Consider the following 16,503-nt stretch of genomic DNA (forward strand, 5'->3'; position numbering starts at 1 on the left):
TCAGCGGGTCGCGCTGAGGCGCGCCGCCAAGTCGGCGGCCGCCTCGCCGATCCGGTGCCCGAGCGCCTCCGCTCCCTCCACGCGGCCCTGGTGGGCCCCGCCGAGCAGCACGGTGGCGATGGGCGCGATCGCCTGAACGGCCTCGCGCACCGCCGGCAGGTCCTCCACGGTCGGGACCGAGAGCACGACGGCGTCGGGCATCAGCACGCGCGCGGTGTCGACCCAGCTCTCGACGGGCAGGTCGGCGCCGAGGTAGGTGACATTGACGCCCCTGCTGCGCAGCACCAGCGCGAAGGCCAGGACGCCCAGCTCGTGGCGCGAGCCCCGTGCCAGCCCCGTCATCACGTGCGGCGCCCCGGGCTCGGCGTGCGGGAGCTGGTGGAAGGCCTGCGCCAGCCGGCGCAGCACCGCCGCGCTCACGAAGTGCTCACCGGCCACGCTCACGGTGCCCTGCTGCCAGGCCTCGCCGAGGCGCACGAGCGACGGCATCAGCCACTCGTCCACCGCGATCGCCAGGTCGCCCTCGGCGAACGCCTTGTCGAGCATGCTCTCCAGCCGTACGACGTCGAAGTCCTGGCCGCACGAGGCCAGGTCGTCGAGCCGCGACAGCGGCGACCCCGGCCGGGGCTCGGCCGCCACGGTGCCGACCGGCTCGTCCAGCACGCGCCGGGCGGCGTCGCGCGGCGCCCACCCCGAGTCGACGAGGTCGCGCATCACCGAGAGGCGGCGGACCGCCTCGTCGTCGTAGAGGCGGTAGTTGCCCTCGGTGCGGGCCGGGGACACGACTCCGTAGCGCTGCTCCCACTTGCGCAGGGTCTCGCGGGGCACGCCCGTGAGCTGTGCGGTGCGTCCGACGGTGTACACACCCATGAGGGTAGCGAACTTTGGACAAAGTGTGGACAGAGTCCTACTGTCCTCTTGTCCACCAACGGTGGACAAACTGTGGACAACCCGCAGGCGCACTCCTCAGGAGAACCCATGACGACGATGACGGCCCTGCCGACGACCGACCTCGAGGTGCGCTCCGGCCGTGGCCTGCGCGTGGCGGGCATCGCGGTCCTCGCGGCCGCGGCCCTCGGCTCCGTGCTGGGCGCGTCGCCTGCGATGTCCGAGGCCCCCGCGACCGACAGCCACTGCCGCATGGACATCGTGGGCAGCTACTGGTTCAGCAGCGGCTGCGCCGAGGAGCCGACGGCGACGACCGCCCGCTGAGCCCCCGCCCGCTGAACCCGGCCCGCCGAGCGCCCGCGTCAGCTGACGGCGCCGAGGCGGGTGGCCAGCGCCGCCGCTGCCGCACCCGCGTGGTGCCCGAGGTGCACGGGCCCCTCGACACGGTTCTGGTGGGCACCACCGAGGAGCACCTCCGTGAGCGGCGCGAGCGCGTCGCTCACCTCGCGCACGGCGGGGAGGTCCTCGATCGTCGGGGCGGCGAGCACGACCGCCCGGGGCTCGATGAGCCGGACGGCTCCCACCCAGGCCTCGAGCGGCAGGTCGCCCCCGAGGTAGGTCACCGCCACCCCGCGCGAGCGCAGCACCAGGGCGAACGCCAGCACACCGATCTCGTGGCGCGAGCCCCGCGCGAGACCGACGACGACACGCGGGCCACCGCTCGGGGCCGGCTGCAGCGACTGGAAGGTGATCGCGAGCCTGCGGTGCACGGCGCCCGTCACGAAGTGCTCACCGGCCACCGAGATGAGCCCGCGCTGCCACGCCTTGCCGAGGTGGACCATCGAGGGCAGCAGCCAGTCGTCGACCACCGACACGACGTCGATGTCGGCGAAACCCTCGGCGAGCAGCTGCTCGAGCCGGGGGACGTCGAAGTCCTGGGCACAGCCGACGAGGCCCTCGAAGCGGGCCTCGTAGGCCGGCTCCTCAGGGCGCCCGACCTCCGCCTCGGCGGCCGCGACGTCCTCGGCCACGTGGCGCGCCGCCTCCTGCGCGGTCCAGCCGGCCTCGACGAGGCTGCGCATCACGCTGAGGCGGCGCACCGCCTCGTCGTCGTAGAGCCGATAGTTGCCGCGCGAGCGCTGCGGGGCGACCACCCCGTAGCGCTGCTCCCACTTGCGGAGGGTCCCGGAGGGCACGCCGGTGAGCTCTGCGGTGCGGCCGACGGTGTACACACCTTCACGGTAGACGCGCCCGGCGCGTCTGGGCAGCCATTTCGCGACATGATCTGGCGTGCGCCGACCATGGACAGGGCTCGCCGTCAGGCCCGCGCGCGGGCGGCCGCCGGGACCCCCTCGGGGGTTGGCAGGATGGCCCCATGGTGAGCCAGGGGACGCCCCACGACGTCGGGACGAGCACGGGATCGACCGCGGGATCGACCGCGGGATCGAGCGCGGGGTCGAGCGCGGAGGTCGCCCGGGCGGAGAGCCCGCGCGGCGAGGTGGTGCTGCGGCGGCGTACGTCCGGGACCGGCGCCGACGTCCTCGAGCTCCGCGTTAACGGGGTCTTCGTGATGGACACCCTGGAGACGACGAGCGAGATCGAGCTCGCCGCGCAGGCGCTCGAGCTGGTCGACGAGCCGTCGGCGGTGCTGGTCGGCGGGCTCGGCCTCGGCTTCACGTTGCAGCGGGTGCTGGCCGACCCGCGTGTCGAGCGGGCCGTCGTGGTGGAGATCGAGGAGTCGCTGATCCGGTGGATGCGCGACGGGACGGTGCCCCACGGGCCCGCCCTGCTCGCCGACACCCGAGCGAGCGTCGTCAACGCCGACATCGCGATGGCGATCGCCGAGGCGCGCTCGTCCTACGACCTGGTGCTCCTCGACGTCGACAACGGACCGGGCTACCTCGTGCACGAGAGCAACGAGGCGGTCTACGAGGAGGAGTTCCTCCGGCGCTGCCGCGACGTCCTGGGCCCCGGGGGCGTCCTGGTGGTGTGGTCGGCCAGCGCGGCGCCCGAGCTGCTGGACTCGCTCCGGACGGTGTTCGGCGCCGCGGAGGAGCAGGCCCACGACGTGCTGCTGCAGGACCGCCCGGAGGAGTACTTCCTCTACCTGGCCCGCCGCTGACCGGCCCCCAGCGCCCTCGGCACCTTCAGCGCAGGAAGGCCTCGAGCACCGGGCCGGCGGTCTGCGACCCCGAGACGCCGGTCTCGACGAAGACCGCGACCGCGAGGTCGCCGCGCGTCGCGATCATCCACGCGTGCGTCGGAAGGGCGCCGGAGGCGTCCGGCTCGCCGTGCTCCGCGGTGCCGGTCTTGGCACCCACCTCGCCGGGGACGTCCTGGAGGAAGCGGCCCGACCCCGTGGTCACCACGGCCCGCATCAGTCCGCGGAGCGTGCCGGACTCGGGACCGGTGAGCGGCGCCTGCGGGGGCACCTGCTCGACCTGGTGGTCGGGCAGGAGCACCGGCAGCACGGCCCGCCCGGCCCGGACCGACGCGCCGACCGTGGCCATCGCGAACGGGCTGGCCAGCACGGTGCCCTGGCCGATCATGTCGGCGGCGGCCCCCGTCTCGGTCTCCGGCGGCGGCACCTGCCCGAAGTAGACCGGGAAGCCGAGGTCGTGGTCGGTGCCGAGCCCCAGGGCCTGCGCGGCGGCCGCGAGGTCGCCCTCGGCGAGGCGGTCGGCGTTGCCGATGAGCGCGGTGTTGCACGACTGGGCGATGGCCTGGGTGAGGGTGATGTCACCGATCGCGGTGGCCGGGTAGTCGTCGTAGTTCTTGAACGACCGGCCGTCCACGACCGTCGTGGCGGGGCAGGACACGACGTCGTCCACCCCCATCCCGCTGCGCAGCAGCGCGAGCGAGGTGACGACCTTGAACGTCGACCCGGGCGCGTACTGCCCGGTCATGGCGAGGTCGGCGCCGGCGGCCCCGGCGCCGTTGGCGCTCGCCAGCACGGCGCCGTCGGAGGGCCGGATCGCCACGAGGGCGGCTGCCGGGGCACCCTCGCCGAGGCCGGCGAGCACGTCCTCGGCCTTCTGCTGCAGGACGGGGTCGAGGGTGGTGGCGAGGTCGGCGCCGTCGGCGGCGGGGACCTCGGCGAGCGTGCGCAGCCGGTCGTCGGCGTCGCGGGCGACCACGGACGTGCCGGCCACGCCGCGCAGCTGCTCGTCGTAGCGCTCCTGGAGGCCGGACAGTCCGACCTCGTCGCCGGCGGCGATGCGCCCGTCGGAGGCCTCGACGACCTCGGCCGTGGCGGGTCCGACCCGGCCGAGGAGGGCGGCGGCGAACTCGCGCGTCGGGGCCAGCGGGAGCGTGTCGCGCACGGCGAGCGCGCCGCGGATCTTCGCGAACCCGGGCAGCACGTCGAGGGCGTCGTCCTCGCGCAGGACGAGCGCCTCGACGAAGGCCTCGGCGCCCATCGCCTCCGCGCGCTCGACGTAGGACGCGACGTCGACGTCGAGGACCCGGGCGATCCGGCGGGCGCTCCGGGCGACCTGCGGGCCATCGACCTTGGTCTTGTCGAGCCCGTAGCGCAGCACCGGCCGCTCGGTCACGAGGACCGCTCCCCCGGCGCCGGTGATGTCGCCGCGCACCGGCGGGAGGGTGCGCAGGCCGAGGGTGTCGCCCTCGGCGAGGTCGGGCACCAGCGCCTCCGGCGCCCAGTCGACCTGCCACCCGGTCCCGTCGGGCACCAGCGCGACCGTGGTGTCGTACTCCCACGGCGCGGTGTCGGTGAGCTGCCACCGCCAGGCCAGCGTCGCCGTGGCCGAGCCGGCCTCGTCACCGGCGCCCTCGACCTCCTCGACCGAGGCGACCTCGACGGCGACCGGCACCTCCTCGAGCGGCGAGACGAGCTCGGCGAACGCGGCACGGTCGGCCTCGTCGGTCAGCGGCACGTCGCCGAGCGAGTGCCCCGACAGGGCGGCGGCGAGGTCGTCGGCCACTCCGGACGGCGGGGCGGTGTCGTCGCCACCGAGCACGGAGCAGCCCGAGCCCACCCCCACGAGCAGAGCGGCGACCCCGAGACGGAGAGATCGCATGCCCCCATGCTCCCGGTCGGCGAGCGCCGCTCCAAGCGGCCACGCCGCGAGGCGCGGCTCAGGCGAAGCGCTCGCGGTAGTCGGACGACCCGCCGGCGTAAGCCTCCCAGTCGACGCGGTCCACGTCGTCACCCGAGAGCGCCGCGCCCAGGCGGTCGAGGTAGTAGTCCCAGCCCGGCCCGACGCTCGCGGCCATCTCGACGCCCGTCGCGCCCGGTGCGAGCACCTGGACGAACCGCAGCGAGGTGACACCGTCGGTCTCCTCCAGCTCGAGCTCCATCTCCCAGAACGCGGTCTCCCCGGAACCGTCCTCGCTGAAGGGCTGAGGCTCACGACCGCGTACGACGAAGCGCCGCGGCGGCTCGCACGCCAGGACGTCCATCTCCTCGGCCGGCACGTCGTCACCCTCCGCGGTCATCCGGAAGCTGACCGACCCGCTGGCCGGGTCGCCGCTCCACGTGCCGATCCAGCGCTCCATGCGCGACGGGTCGGTGCACGCCGCCCAGACGTCCTCCACCGGGGCCCGGAACTCGCGCTCGATCACGAGCAGGGTGCTGCCGTCGCGCTGCTCGCGCCGGCCGGTCATCAAGGTGTTGCTCATGCGGTGTCCTCCTGCGGTGGGGATGGGTGGCTGGTCGGGCGCCCGGGTGCAGGCTCGGTCGCGGCCCGGCGCTCGCGGCCGGTCCGGCGCACCTCGAGGTCGAGGCCGTCGAAGTCCGAGGTGGTGAAGCGCGGCCGGGGGGCACCGGAGCCCTCCAGCGCGGCCAGCCAGTCGCCCAGGGCCGCGAGCCCCTCGCGCCGGAGCCGGTAGTGCCGCTCGCGCCCACGGTCCTCGGCCTCCACCAGGCCGGCCTCGGCCAGCACCCGCAGGTGCCTGCTGATCGCCGGCCGGCTGATGGCGTGATCGGCGGTCAGGTCGACCACCCGCGCCGGTCCCTGCGCCAGCCGCACGACCAGGTCACGGCGGACGGGGTCACCGAGGGCGGCGAACGGGTCCACCCAGTATTAGTAACCTTTGTGTTACCAATTGTCAAGGCTGGCCGAACATCCCGCCGCCCGACGACGACTCTGGACAAACCTCAGACAGACCTTGGACAAACCCTCGACACGCAGGGCCGGGCGGTGGTTCGGTGGGCGTCCGACCTTGATCCCCCCACAAGGAGCAACGACATGACCCGCACCTCCCGCACCGCCGCCGGCCTCGCCGCCGTGTCCCTCGCCGCCGCCACGGTGGTCCTCGCTCCCGCCGCGGCCCAGGCCAAGCCGGACACCGACTGCATGCGTGCCGGCATCAGCACGCTCAAGACCGCCGGGCTGTTCTCGACCGTGGCCCGCGACGGGCTGCCCATCGCCACCGCCGTGTCGGTCGGCGTCGCCCCTCGCGCCGGCACCGATGTCGCCGCCCTGCCCGACCCGCTCCCCCTGTCGGTCGTCCTCGCGGACCACCGCGCCGGCGACGACAGCCTGTTCATCTACCCCTGGTGCTGATCAGTCCCTGGCACTGACCACTCCGCCACCGACGCCCCGCCGACCGTCCCCGGGTCGGCGGGGCGTCCTGCACCGGGCCCGATCCGTGCCGCCGGCGAGGCGTACGCGCGCTGACAGTGGGTACGGTCGAGCCGTGACCGAGACACGGACAGAGCACGACTCGATGGGCGAGGTGCAGGTGCCTCGCGACGCCCTGTGGCGGGCCCAGACGCAGCGTGCGATCGACAACTTCCCGATCAGCGGCCTCACCCTGCAGCCGCGCCATGTCCAGGCGCTCGCCCACGTGAAGGCAGCCGCCGCGACCGCCAACGCCGCACTCGGCGTCGTACGGCACGAGCAGGCGCAGGCGATCGTCACCGCCGCCGACGCCATCGCCGCGGGCACCCACGACGCGGAGTTCCCGATCGACGTCTTCCAGACGGGCTCCGGCACGAGCTCGAACATGAACGCCAACGAGGTCATCGCGACCCTGGCTGCCCGCGCGGGCGTCGAGGTCCACCCCAACGACCACGTCAATGCCTCGCAGAGCAGCAACGACACGTTCCCGACGAGCATCCACGTCGCCGCCACGCTCGCCGTCGTCGACGACCTGCTGCCCGCGCTCGACCGGCTCGCGTCGTCCTTCGAGGCCAAGGCCGAGGAGTTCGCCGACACGGTGAAGTCCGGCCGCACCCACCTCATGGACGCCACGCCCGTGACGCTCGGGCAGGAGATGGGCGCCTACGCCGCGACCCTGCGGCTCGGCGTCGAGCGGCTCGAGGGCGTGCTCCCCCGCGTGCGCGAGCTGCCCCTCGGCGGGACCGCCGTCGGCACCGGCATCAACACCCCGGCCGCGTTCGCCGAGCGGGCGATCGCCGCCCTGTCCGAGCGGACCGGCCAGCCCTTCACCGAGGTGCGCGACCACTTCGAGGCGCAGGGCACGCGCGACTCCCTGGTCGAGCTGTCCGGCGTGCTGCGCACCATCGCCGTCGGCCTGACCAAGGTCTGCAACGACCTGCGCTGGATGTCGTCGGGACCGACCACCGGGCTCTCCGAGATCCACCTCCCCGACCTGCAGCCCGGGTCGAGCATCATGCCGGGCAAGGTCAACCCGGTGCTGCCCGAGGCGACCCTGATGGTCTGCGCCCGCGTCGTCGGCAACGACGCCACCATCGCGTGGGCCGGGGCGTCCGGCAGCTTCGAGCTCAACGTGCAGATGCCGGTCATGGCGCACGCGCTGCTGGAGTCGATCCACGTGCTCTCCACCTCGACCGTGCTGCTCGCCGAGCGCTGCGTCGACGGCATCACTGCGGATGCCGAGCGGATGCGCCGCTACGCCGAGTCCTCGCCGTCGGTCGTCACCCCCCTCAACGCCCACATCGGCTATGAGGAGGCGGCCAAGGTGGCCAAGAAGGCGCTCGCCGACGGGGCGACGATCCGCGAGACCGTGATCGCCATGGGCTACGTCGAGCGTGGCGACCTCACCGAGGAGCAGCTCGACGCCGCCCTCGACGTCGACTCGATGACGGGCCGCTGACCGACACGGGCTGACCGACACCTCCTGGCCGGGCGCCTGCCGCGACGACGTCGGCGGTCCGTGAGAGCGTGCACCCGTGGACGACATCACCAGCCCCGAGCACGTGCGCGACCAGTACGGGACGGAGGGACGGCTCGAGACGCGACGCTCGGTCTGGCGCCCGACCGACGACGGCCGCGACCCCGCCGACGAGGCCTTCAAGGCCATCGACCGCGCGATGACCGGCGACTCCTCGGTCCTCGAGGTGGGCTGCGGCACCGGGGTGATGGCAGAGCGGATCAACGCACTGCCGGGTGTCACGCTGGTCGCGGTCGACCTCTCCGAGCGCTTCGTCGAGCTGACGGCGGCACGCGGCGTCGACGCCCGACAGGCCGACATCTGCTACCTCCCCTTCGAGGACGACACGTTCGACGTCGTCTACGCCGGCTGGATGCTCTACCACGTGCGTGACATCGACCGGGCGCTCGCGCAGGTCCGCCGGGTGCTGCGCCCGGGTGGCACGTTCGTCGCGGTCACCAACGGTGACGACACCCTCGCCGACCTGCGCCGCGAGGCCGGGGGCCGCCGGATGGTGACGACCTTCTCCAGCGAGAACGGCGAGCACGCGCTCGGCCGGCACTTCAGCGACGTACGCCGCCAGGACCTCGAGACGCGCGCCGTGTTCGCCGACCACGCCGAGGCGCAGGCCTACCTCGACACGGCCGGGGAGGGCCTGGTGCTGCCGCCCTTCGAGGGTCCGCGGACCTGCGCCGGCCACGTCACGGTCTTCGAGGCGCGCTGACGACAGGGGCTGCCGGTCGTCCGGAACCCGGCCTAGCCTCGGCAGATGACCGCGACCCGAGGCGAGACGTCGTACGAGATCAAGCCCCTCACGCCCGAGACCTGGCCGGCCTTCGACGACCTCGTCATCCGGCACAACGGCATCTTTGGCGGCTGCTACTGCATCGCCTTCCACCCCGACGGCCCCGATCGCGGACAGGGCAGGGAGGCCAACCGGGCCCTGAAGCGCTCGTTCGTGGAGCGCGGCGCCTGAAGAACTGCGTGATGACGACGACCGTGCCCGCCACCCGACCCTTGACGTAGATACCCCCCGGGGGTATGGTCCGACGCATGGACCACCCACACGCCACCCACCTGGAGCACGACTCCCACCACGACATGGGCAGCACCAACGCGATGGCGGTGTCCGCCACCCTCCACTGCCTCACCGGCTGTGCCATCGGCGAGGTCCTCGGCCTGATGATCGGCACCGCTCTCGGCCTCGGCAACCTCGCCACGATCGCCATCGCGGTCGCCTTGGCCTTCCTCTTCGGCTACGCGCTGTCGACGCTGCCGCTCCTGCGTGCGGGCCTCGGCCTCGGCGCGGCGCTGGCCGTCGTCCTCGCGGCCGACACCCTGTCGATCGCCACGATGGAGCTCGTCGACAACCTGGTGATGGCCGCCATCCCGGGCGCCATGGAGGCGGGGCTGGTCAACCCGGTCTTCTGGCTCTCCATGATGCTCGCGCTGACCGTGGCGTTCTTCGCGGCCTGGCCGGTCAACCGCTACCTGCTGGCGCGCGGCAAGGGCCACGCGCTGACCCACGGGTTCCACGGCGCCGAGCCGGAGGGCGCGCGGCGCTTCATCCCGGACCTGGCGACCTCGGCGCTCGTGGCCACCATCGTGGCGTTCATGCTCGGCGGCCTCGTCGTCTCGATCGCCGACGAGCTCGAGTCCCCGTCCGAGGTGGAGGCCCCGTCCGACACCGGCGGCCATGCGGCCGGCGTGCGGTGATCAGTACCAGCCGTTGCCCTGCTTGAAGCTCCACGCGCTGCACGGGGTGCCGTAGGTGTCCTGGATGTACTCGAGGCCCCACCGGATCTGCGACTCGGCGGAGGTCATGTAGTCCGCGGGCAGGTCGTGGAGCTGCGTGAGGGCCTGCGGGATGCCGTACGCCGACGAGGTCGGGTTGTCGGCGTCGACGCGCCAGTCCGACTCGCTGACGTAGAGCGAGTCGAGGCAGGAGAACTGGTCGGAGGAGAAGCCGTAGGCCGGCAGCAGCGCACGGGCGATGTCGCGCGGGTCGCCCTCGGACAGCCTCTCCGAGCGCGTCACGGCCGAGCCACCGGTCATCGCGAGCGCGGCGGCCTTCGTCTTGTCGGTGCGCCGGGCCGAGCGGGACGCCACCTCGCGCGACGAGCGACGCTCGGGCGCGGCCGACTCCGACGCCTCCCCGGCGGCCTCGGCGGAGGCGGTCGGGGACGCGCTGGGGGACGCGGTCGGGGACGTGGTGGCCACGTCCGCGGCCGCGGGGGTGAGCACGTCGGGGTCGCTCGAGGCGAGGCCGCCGGTCACGCTCACGCCGGTCACGGCGGCGGCCAGGCCGGTCAGGGCGACGCCGGTGCGCAGCGCACGACGTGGCGCGCGCACGGCCTTGTGCTTGCCGGGCGCGCGGTGCTTCGGGACGTACTTGTCTGACTTCGACACAGGGGCTCACGGGGGGTTGACGACAGGGGTGGTGGTCACGCCGGGTCGTGCACGGGGGCGCGGGTCGACCACGAAGGACCGGGTCCGACAGGACGGGCGGTTGATGGGGGGTTCCCGCGTCCTGCCGACGACCGAGGTCACGAAACGGTCACGAGACACCCTGCATGAGGCTCGGACCGCGTGCAAACCGAACTGCACAACCGGTGTCGTCACTTGCGTCACAAGCGTCACGTAGGTTCACACTGACCTCACCCGCCGCGCGGACGTGACCGCTGTAACGCCGGGTTGAGGGCTGTACCCACCGTGATGCACGGGGGTGGGTACAGCCTCTAACCCGGCGTCACAGCACCGGCGAGGGCCGCGACACCGGTCGCGTCAGAGGGTGACGTCCTCCAGCATCTCGGTCACGAGCGCGGCGATGGGCGAGCGCTCGGAGCGGGTGAGGGTGACGTGCGCGAAGAGCGGGTGGCCCTTGAGCTTCTCCACGACCGCGACGATGCCGTCGTGGCGCCCCACGCGGAGGTTGTCGCGCTGGGCGACGTCGTGGGTGAGCACGACCTTCGAGTTGGCACCGATGCGCGAGAGGACGGTCAGCAGCACGTTGCGCTCCAGCGACTGGGCCTCGTCGACGATCACGAACGCGTCGTGGAGGGAGCGGCCACGGATGTGCGTCAGCGGCAGCACCTCGAGCATCCCGCGGTCCATCACCTCGTCGATGACGTCCTTGCCGGTCAGCGCGCCGAGGGTGTCGAAGACGGCCTGCGCCCAGGGCGACATCTTCTCGTTCTCCGACCCGGGCAGGTAGCCGAGCTCCTGGCCGCCGACGGCGAAGAGCGGCCGGAAGACCACGACCTTCTTGTGCTGGCGTCGCTCCATCACGGCCTCGAGCCCGGCGCAGAGCGCCATCGCCGACTTGCCGGTGCCGGCGCGACCGCCGAGGGAGACGATGCCGACCTCGGGGTCGAGCAGCATCTCCAGCGCCACCCGCTGCTCGGCGGAGCGGCCGTGGATGCCGAAGGCGTCGCGGTCCCCACGCACGAGGTGCACGCGCTTGTCGGCCCCCACCCGGGCCAGCGCCGTGCCCCGGTCGGAGAGCAGCACGAGCCCGTTGTGGCACGGCAGGTCGCGGGCCTCGGCGAGGTCGACGACCCCGTCCTCGTAGAGCTCGTCGAGGTCGCCGGCCGTGAGCTCGAGCTCCGCCATGCCGGTGTAGCCGGTGTCGGAGCTGCTGACGGCCTCGGCGCGGTACTCCTCCGCGTCCAGCCCGACGGCGGAGGCCTTGATGCGCAGCGGCAGGTCCTTGCTGACCAGCGTGACGCGGTGCCCCTCGTTGGCGAGGTTGCGGGCCACGGCGAGGATGCGGGTGTCGTTGTCACCGAGCCGGAAGCCCGACGGGAGCGACTCGGGGTCGGTGTGGTTGAGCTCGACGCGGAGCGTGCCGCCCTCCGTGCCGATCGCGACCGGCTGGTCGAGGCGGCCGTGGACGATGCGCAGCTCGTCGAGCGCCCGCAGGGCGGAGCGGGCGAAGAACCCGAGCTCCGGGTGGTTGCGCTTGCCCTCGAGCTCGGTGATCACCACCACCGGGAGGACGACCTCGTGCTCGGCGAAGCGCTTGATCGCGGCCGGGTCGGCCAGCAGGACGCTGGTGTCGAGGACGTAGGTGAGGCGGTCGCCCGGGTCGGCGGACGGGACGGGCGGTGCGGAGCTGCTGGGTGAGGTCTTGCTGGCCACGACTAACCCCTTGCTGCGGGTCGGCGCGCGCACTCCTCGCCCGGCCCGATGTCATTCAACGGACCGGAGAGCTCCCATCTGAGTGCCCAAGGTTTCCTCCCGGTTCAGCAGGCTTCCCCACCTGCCGATGTGGCCGAAATTACGCCCGGCGGCGCCCCGATCCGGGACGACACGCCCGAACGCGAGGTGACGGGGAGATGACGTCTGCGAGCAGCCGGCTCAGCCGCCGAAGCGGCGCTCGCGCTGGGCGTACGCCCGGATCGCGCGCAGGAAGTCGACCCGGCGGAAGTCGGGCCACAGGGCCTCGCAGAAGTAGAACTCCGAGTTGGCCGACTGCCAGAGCAGGAAGCCGCCGAGGCGCTGCTCCCCCGACGTGCGGATCACCAGGTCGGGGTCGGGCTGGCCCTTGGTGTAGAGGTGCTCGGCGATGTGCTCGACGTCGATGATGTCGGCGAGCTCCTCGAGGGAGGTGCCCTTGGCGGCGTGGTCGGCCAGCAGGGCGCGTACGGCGTCGGCGATCTCGCGACGCCCGCCGTAGCCGACGGCGACGTTGACGAGCAGGCCGTCGATGTCGCGGGTGGCCTCCTCGGCCGCCTTGAGCCGCTCGGCCGTCTCGGTCGGCAGCAGGTCGAGCGCGCCGACGGGGTGGATCCGCCAGCGACGGGCCTCGGCGAGCGACTCGACGGCGCCCTCGATGATCGTCAGCAGGCCGGTGAGCTGCTCGGGCGGACGGTTGGTGAGGTTGTCGCTGGACAGCAGCCACAGGGTGACGACACCGACACCCACCTCCTCGCACCAGCCGAGCAGCGGGCGGATGTTGTCGGCGCCGGCCTGGTAGCCCTCGGCGGTGTTGAGCCCGACCGCCTTGGCCCACCGGCGGTTGCCGTCGAGCATCACGCCCACGTGGTGGGGGATCTGGTCGTGGGGCAGGAACTTCACCACACGGGACTCGTAGGCCGGGTAGAGCACCCGTCGCACGGCGTCCTTCACGTTGACCACCCACCGATCGTAACGCCGTGTGGCCGGGCACTCGGTCATGACGACTGCGCGCCTCACCTCCGGCCGGGTAGTTTCTGCTCCATGGAGACCCCGGCATGACGTCCCGCGACCGCGTCGAGCACGCCGTGGAGCGTGCCGGCGAGGTGATGGCCGACAAGATGGCGGAGATCAAGCCCCACCTCCGCGGCTGGTTGCACGCCGGCACCGCCCCGGTGGCCCTGGCCGCCGGCATCGTGCTCGTCGCCCTCTCCCCGACGCCCGCCACCCGGATCGGCTCGGCCGCCTTCGCGTTCTCCGCACTCCTGGTGTTCACCGTCTCGGCGATCTACCACCGCGGCACGTGGTCGCCGCGCACCTGGGCGTTCCTGCGCCGCTTCGACCACGCCAACATCTTCGTGCTCATCGCCGGCACCTACACGCCCTACGCCCTGCTCTTCCTCGAGGGCAGCGCCCGTACGACGCTGCTGCTCGTCGTCTGGGGTGCCGCGATCGCCGGCGTGCTGTTCCGCGTCTTCTGGACCGACGCGCCTCGGTGGCTCTACACGCCCATGTACATCGCCCTGGGCTGGGCGGCGGTGTTCTTCATCCCGCAGTTCATGGAAGGTGCCGACCGCTTCAGCAGTGGCATCGCGGTCGCGACGCTCGTGCTGGTCGCGGTCGGCGGCGTGCTCTACACCTTCGGCGGCGTGGTCTACGGCCTCAAGCGACCCAACCCCTCGCCGCGGTGGTTCGGCTTCCACGAGGTGTTCCACTCGTTCACGATCCTGGCCTTCGCCGCCCACTACGTCGGCGTCTCGCTGGCGACGTACTCCCTCCGCTGACATCCGCGGGGTCGTCCTGGCCCTCGGGGTCGCCCGGGTCGTCCGGGGTCGTCCGGGGTAGTCGGGGTCGTCCGGGGTAGTCGGGGTCGTCCGGGGTAGTCGGGGTCGTCCGGGGTAGTCGGGGTAGTTAAGGACGAAATGGTCGTCAGGACCGACTGGAATGACCATCTGGTCCTTAACTACCCCCGGGACCGGCCAAATCGGCCTTAACTAACCCCGGGACCGACCAGATCGGCCTCGACTACCCCGCGACCGGCCCGCGACCGATCACCTCGCGAGACCTCGCGTCAGCCGAGGCTGAGCACGGCGAACACCACTAGCGAGGCGGCCACGACCACGCCCGCCAGCACCCAGGCGGCGAGGGGCGAGCGGCGGGCCAGCCGTTCGAGCCCGAGGTAGGTGGCCCCGATCACGGCCAGGCCGACGGTGACGTGGAGCAGCACGGCCAGCATCACCCCGGCGATCGCACCCGCCATCCGCAGCCGGCCCCAGAGCAGGCTGAGCGCCAGCGGCAGCACGACGGCACCCGCGAAGCCACCCGCCAGCTCGACCCACCACGGCCGGTCCCCCATCCACGGCACGTCGACCGCCCCGACCCACGAGCGGTCGAAGAGGTCGCTGGTCGCGCTCCAGCCGAGGTAGACGATCGAGGCGATCGTGATCGCCGCCGCGACCCGGTAGGACCAGTGCCTGGCGCGCGACCACGGCACGGCCCGGCCGACGAAGATCGTCGCCACGGTCACGGCCGACCAGACGATCCAGCGCCGGATCACCCCGGTGCCGGTGTCGGCCATGGCGTCACGGAAGACGCGGTCGGCCTCGACCCGGTCCACGTCGTGCCCCTCGGTGGAGACGTACGACGTCGCGTCGCCGCGGCCGGCCACGAGCGCGTCGTGGAGAAGTGCGGCCGACAGGTGGGCCCCGGTCTTGGGCACGAGCCACGTGAACAAGGCCGGCACCGAGGTCAGGTCGGTGCGGAAGTCGGCGCGCGAGGGGACGAGCAGCTCGCCGAGGTGACGGTCGAGGTAGGCCAGCCGGCGCTCGAGCGCGAACGTCTCGACGCCCTCCTCTGAGTGCCGCTCCAGGACGATGCGGGGATCCGAGCCGGGGTCGGGCGGCTCCCCCGGCCCCGCGGCGGTCGGCAGGGTGCCGCCGTCGTAGAACCGGCGCGGCTCCACCGCGACCTGCCTGCCCATCCCACCCGTGCGCTCCCGAGCCCTCATCCCCCCAGTCTGGCGTCGTGGACCGACAGCCTCCAGCGCCCGTGCGTAGGCTGCAGCCACCATGCGCATCCTCGTGACCTTCGTCGGCGGGCTCGGTCACCTGGCGCCCCTCCTGCCGCTCGCCCGCGCGGCGCGGGCAGCCGGCCACGACGTCGCGATCGCCGGCTCGGGCGGCCTGGTCCCGCGGATCGAGGAGGCCGGTTTCCGGGCGTACGCCACGAGCCCGGTCGCGCACCACGGTGGAGCACCCCAGCCCCGCGCCGCCGAGCCGCTCGAGGTCATGGACGCCCGGGCGAGCGAGGTCGAGTTCGCCGCCAACTTCGCGTCGCGGGGCGCGCGCCGGATGGCTGCGGCGATGCCGGACGTCGTCACCGACTTCCGGCCCGACGTCGTCGTCCGGGACGAGACCGACCTGGGTACGACGATCGCCGCGGAGCTGCTCGACGTCCCGGTCGTCACCCACCTCGTGCTGGCCTCGGGCCTGCTCGTGCGTCCGGAGCTGGTCGCCCCCGAGCTCGACGCCGTACGCGCCGAGCACGGGCTCGCACCCGACCCCGACCTCACGCGGCTGACGAGGGGACCGGTGCTGTCCGACGCGGCGCCCTGCTTCCGGAGCCCGGAGTCGCCCGTCCAGGTGCACCCGGTCCACTACCGGTCGGCGGCGCTCGCCCCGCCGCGGCCGACGACGGGGAGGACCACGGGCAGGCGACGCGTGTACGTCACGCTCGGCACGATCTTCAACAAGGGCTCGGGCGACCTGTTCGAGCGCCTGCTGGCCGGCCTCGGCGAGCTCGACGTCGACGTGGTGGCCACGGTCGGTCGCGATCTCGACCCCGACGACCTCGGCCCCCAGCCGGCGCACGTCCGGGTCGAGCGGTTCGTGCCGCAGGCCGAGGTGCTGCCGGGCGTCGACCTCGTCGTCTCGCACGGCGGCTCGGGCAGCCTGATGGCCGCCCTCGCCCACGGGCTGCCCTCCCTGCTGCTCCCCCTCGGTGCGGACCAGCCGCACAACGCGTCGCGGGCCGGGCAGCTCGGTGTCGCCGCGACGCTCGACGCCGCGACGGCGACCCCCACCGAGGTCGCGCGGCAGGCGCGCGCGGTCCTGGCCGACGACGCCATGCTCCGCCGCTGCCGGGCGGTCGCGGCCGAGATGCACGCCCTCCCGGACGTGGACGCCGCCGTCGCCGTGGTCGTCGGAGCGGCCGCGCCCTAGGTGTTGTCCCTACGGAGGTTGGGCACGCGGTCGGCCGGTGAGAGGCCTTGGAGCGCGGTGTGGCCGCGGTGGTGATTGTAGTGATGGATCCAGGTCGGGTAGGCGGCGACGCGGTCGG

Annotated in this window: 18 protein-coding genes and 1 pseudogene; 9 read left to right on the forward strand and 10 right to left on the reverse strand. The window is 73.2% G+C overall.

The features are described from left to right. Positions 1–864, reverse strand: a complete 864-nt coding sequence (locus NCI01_RS13890; RefSeq protein ID WP_254182079.1) for a MerR family transcriptional regulator — start codon at positions 862–864, stop codon at positions 1–3. A gap of 114 nt (positions 865–978) precedes the next feature. On the opposite strand from NCI01_RS13890, the gene NCI01_RS13895 reads away from it, so the two are divergent. Beyond that, a complete protein-coding gene (locus NCI01_RS13895) occupies positions 979–1,212 on the forward strand; it encodes a hypothetical protein (protein WP_254182080.1) in 234 nt (77 codons plus the stop codon). A 38-nt stretch (positions 1,213–1,250) separates the two neighbouring features. Here NCI01_RS13895 and NCI01_RS13900 read toward each other — a convergent pair whose 3' ends face one another. Then, complete coding sequence (locus NCI01_RS13900) at positions 1,251–2,120, reverse strand: MerR family transcriptional regulator (protein ID WP_254182081.1); 870 nt, start codon at positions 2,118–2,120, stop codon at positions 1,251–1,253. A gap of 143 nt (positions 2,121–2,263) precedes the next feature. Between NCI01_RS13900 and NCI01_RS13905 the strand changes: the two genes are divergently transcribed. Then, positions 2,264–3,010 (forward strand): spermidine synthase, encoded by a 747-nt coding sequence (locus NCI01_RS13905; protein ID WP_254182082.1) that lies wholly within the window; start codon positions 2,264–2,266, stop codon positions 3,008–3,010. 25 nt (positions 3,011–3,035) lie between these two features. Here the strand turns inward: NCI01_RS13905 and NCI01_RS13910 are convergent, their stop codons facing one another. Genes NCI01_RS13910 through NCI01_RS13920 form a run of 3 tightly spaced genes read right to left on the reverse strand, consistent with a single transcriptional unit; the run spans position 3,036 to position 5,927 of the window. Continuing rightward, on the reverse strand, positions 3,036–4,928 hold the full coding sequence (locus tag NCI01_RS13910; RefSeq protein WP_254182083.1) for a penicillin-binding transpeptidase domain-containing protein: 1,893 nt from the start codon (positions 4,926–4,928) through the stop codon (positions 3,036–3,038). Positions 4,929–4,986: 58 nt separating this feature from the next. Beyond that, on the reverse strand, positions 4,987–5,529 hold the full coding sequence (locus NCI01_RS13915; protein WP_254182084.1) for an SRPBCC family protein: 543 nt from the start codon (positions 5,527–5,529) through the stop codon (positions 4,987–4,989). Next, positions 5,526–5,927, reverse strand: coding sequence for an ArsR/SmtB family transcription factor (locus NCI01_RS13920; RefSeq protein ID WP_254182085.1), 402 nt, complete (start codon positions 5,925–5,927; stop codon positions 5,526–5,528). Before NCI01_RS13920 ends, NCI01_RS13915 begins: the two co-directional genes overlap by 4 nt. 171 nt (positions 5,928–6,098) lie before the next feature. Between NCI01_RS13920 and NCI01_RS13925 the strand changes: the two genes are divergently transcribed. From NCI01_RS13925 to NCI01_RS13945, 5 genes are all read left to right on the forward strand, one after another. Further along, the gene (locus tag NCI01_RS13925) at positions 6,099–6,416 is read left to right on the forward strand and encodes a hypothetical protein (protein WP_254182086.1); all 318 of its coding nucleotides are present in this window, start codon (positions 6,099–6,101) and stop codon (positions 6,414–6,416) included. A gap of 133 nt (positions 6,417–6,549) precedes the next feature. Continuing rightward, positions 6,550–7,932: a class II fumarate hydratase gene (locus NCI01_RS13930; protein WP_308213222.1), complete on the forward strand. Its 1,383-nt coding sequence runs from the start codon at positions 6,550–6,552 to the stop codon at positions 7,930–7,932. Between the two features lie 76 nt (positions 7,933–8,008). Next, positions 8,009–8,713, forward strand: coding sequence for a class I SAM-dependent methyltransferase (locus NCI01_RS13935; protein WP_308213223.1), 705 nt, complete (start codon positions 8,009–8,011; stop codon positions 8,711–8,713). Between the two features lie 45 nt (positions 8,714–8,758). Next, positions 8,759–8,965 (forward strand): hypothetical protein, encoded by a 207-nt coding sequence (locus tag NCI01_RS13940; protein WP_254182087.1) that lies wholly within the window; start codon positions 8,759–8,761, stop codon positions 8,963–8,965. Positions 8,966–9,042: 77 nt separating this feature from the next. Next, positions 9,043–9,705, forward strand: a complete 663-nt coding sequence (locus tag NCI01_RS13945; RefSeq protein WP_254182088.1) for a DUF4396 domain-containing protein — start codon at positions 9,043–9,045, stop codon at positions 9,703–9,705. Here NCI01_RS13945 and NCI01_RS13950 read toward each other — a convergent pair whose 3' ends face one another. The 3 genes from NCI01_RS13950 to NCI01_RS13960 all read right to left on the reverse strand — a co-directional run bounded on the left by NCI01_RS13950 (position 9,706) and on the right by NCI01_RS13960 (position 13,128). Next, positions 9,706–10,398, reverse strand: a complete 693-nt coding sequence (locus NCI01_RS13950) for an aggregation-promoting factor C-terminal-like domain-containing protein (protein WP_254182089.1) — start codon at positions 10,396–10,398, stop codon at positions 9,706–9,708. A gap of 375 nt (positions 10,399–10,773) precedes the next feature. Beyond that, positions 10,774–12,162, reverse strand: coding sequence for an RNA 5'-3' helicase PhoH2 (phoH2, locus tag NCI01_RS13955; RefSeq protein WP_372495162.1), 1,389 nt, complete (start codon positions 12,160–12,162; stop codon positions 10,774–10,776). 186 nt (positions 12,163–12,348) lie between these two features. Further along, positions 12,349–13,128, reverse strand: coding sequence for an isoprenyl transferase (locus NCI01_RS13960; protein WP_254182090.1), 780 nt, complete (start codon positions 13,126–13,128; stop codon positions 12,349–12,351). 95 nt (positions 13,129–13,223) lie between these two features. Here NCI01_RS13960 and trhA point away from each other — a divergent pair, with 95 nt between their 5' ends. After that, entirely contained in the window at positions 13,224–13,949 is a 726-nt protein-coding gene (gene trhA, locus NCI01_RS13965) for a PAQR family membrane homeostasis protein TrhA (RefSeq protein WP_254182091.1), read from the forward strand. Between the two features lie 287 nt (positions 13,950–14,236). Here trhA and NCI01_RS13970 read toward each other — a convergent pair whose 3' ends face one another. Beyond that, on the reverse strand, positions 14,237–15,172 hold the full coding sequence (locus tag NCI01_RS13970) for a DUF1353 domain-containing protein (protein WP_254182092.1): 936 nt from the start codon (positions 15,170–15,172) through the stop codon (positions 14,237–14,239). Positions 15,173–15,233: 61 nt separating this feature from the next. Here NCI01_RS13970 and NCI01_RS13975 point away from each other — a divergent pair, with 61 nt between their 5' ends. Beyond that, on the forward strand, positions 15,234–16,385 hold the full coding sequence (locus NCI01_RS13975) for a glycosyltransferase (RefSeq protein WP_254182093.1): 1,152 nt from the start codon (positions 15,234–15,236) through the stop codon (positions 16,383–16,385). Here NCI01_RS13975 and NCI01_RS13980 read toward each other — a convergent pair. Next, positions 16,382–16,503 (reverse strand): annotated as a pseudogene (locus NCI01_RS13980) (IS481 family transposase); the annotation flags it as partial. The gene NCI01_RS13975 and the pseudogene NCI01_RS13980 sit on opposite strands and share 4 nt — an antisense overlap.

The sequence above is a fragment of the Nocardioides pinisoli genome, assembly GCF_024199985.1.
Classification (GTDB): Bacteria; Actinomycetota; Actinomycetes; order Propionibacteriales; family Nocardioidaceae; genus Nocardioides; species Nocardioides pinisoli.

Coding starts and splice junctions, on each gene's coding strand:
- NCI01_RS13895 (WP_254182080.1), top strand. CDS start 979: ATGACGACGATGACGGCCCTGCCGACGACCGACCTCGAGGTGCGCTCC.
- NCI01_RS13940 (WP_254182087.1), top strand. CDS start 8,759: ATGACCGCGACCCGAGGCGAGACGTCGTACGAGATCAAGCCCCTCACG.
- NCI01_RS13910 (WP_254182083.1), bottom strand. CDS start 4,928: ATGCGATCTCTCCGTCTCGGGGTCGCCGCTCTGCTCGTGGGGGTGGGC.
- NCI01_RS13945 (WP_254182088.1), top strand. CDS start 9,043: ATGGACCACCCACACGCCACCCACCTGGAGCACGACTCCCACCACGAC.
- NCI01_RS13925 (WP_254182086.1), top strand. CDS start 6,099: ATGACCCGCACCTCCCGCACCGCCGCCGGCCTCGCCGCCGTGTCCCTC.
- NCI01_RS13915 (WP_254182084.1), bottom strand. CDS start 5,529: ATGAGCAACACCTTGATGACCGGCCGGCGCGAGCAGCGCGACGGCAGC.
- trhA (WP_254182091.1), top strand. CDS start 13,224: ATGACGTCCCGCGACCGCGTCGAGCACGCCGTGGAGCGTGCCGGCGAG.
- NCI01_RS13975 (WP_254182093.1), top strand. CDS start 15,234: ATGCGCATCCTCGTGACCTTCGTCGGCGGGCTCGGTCACCTGGCGCCC.
- NCI01_RS13905 (WP_254182082.1), top strand. CDS start 2,264: ATGGTGAGCCAGGGGACGCCCCACGACGTCGGGACGAGCACGGGATCG.
- NCI01_RS13970 (WP_254182092.1), bottom strand. CDS start 15,172: ATGAGGGCTCGGGAGCGCACGGGTGGGATGGGCAGGCAGGTCGCGGTG.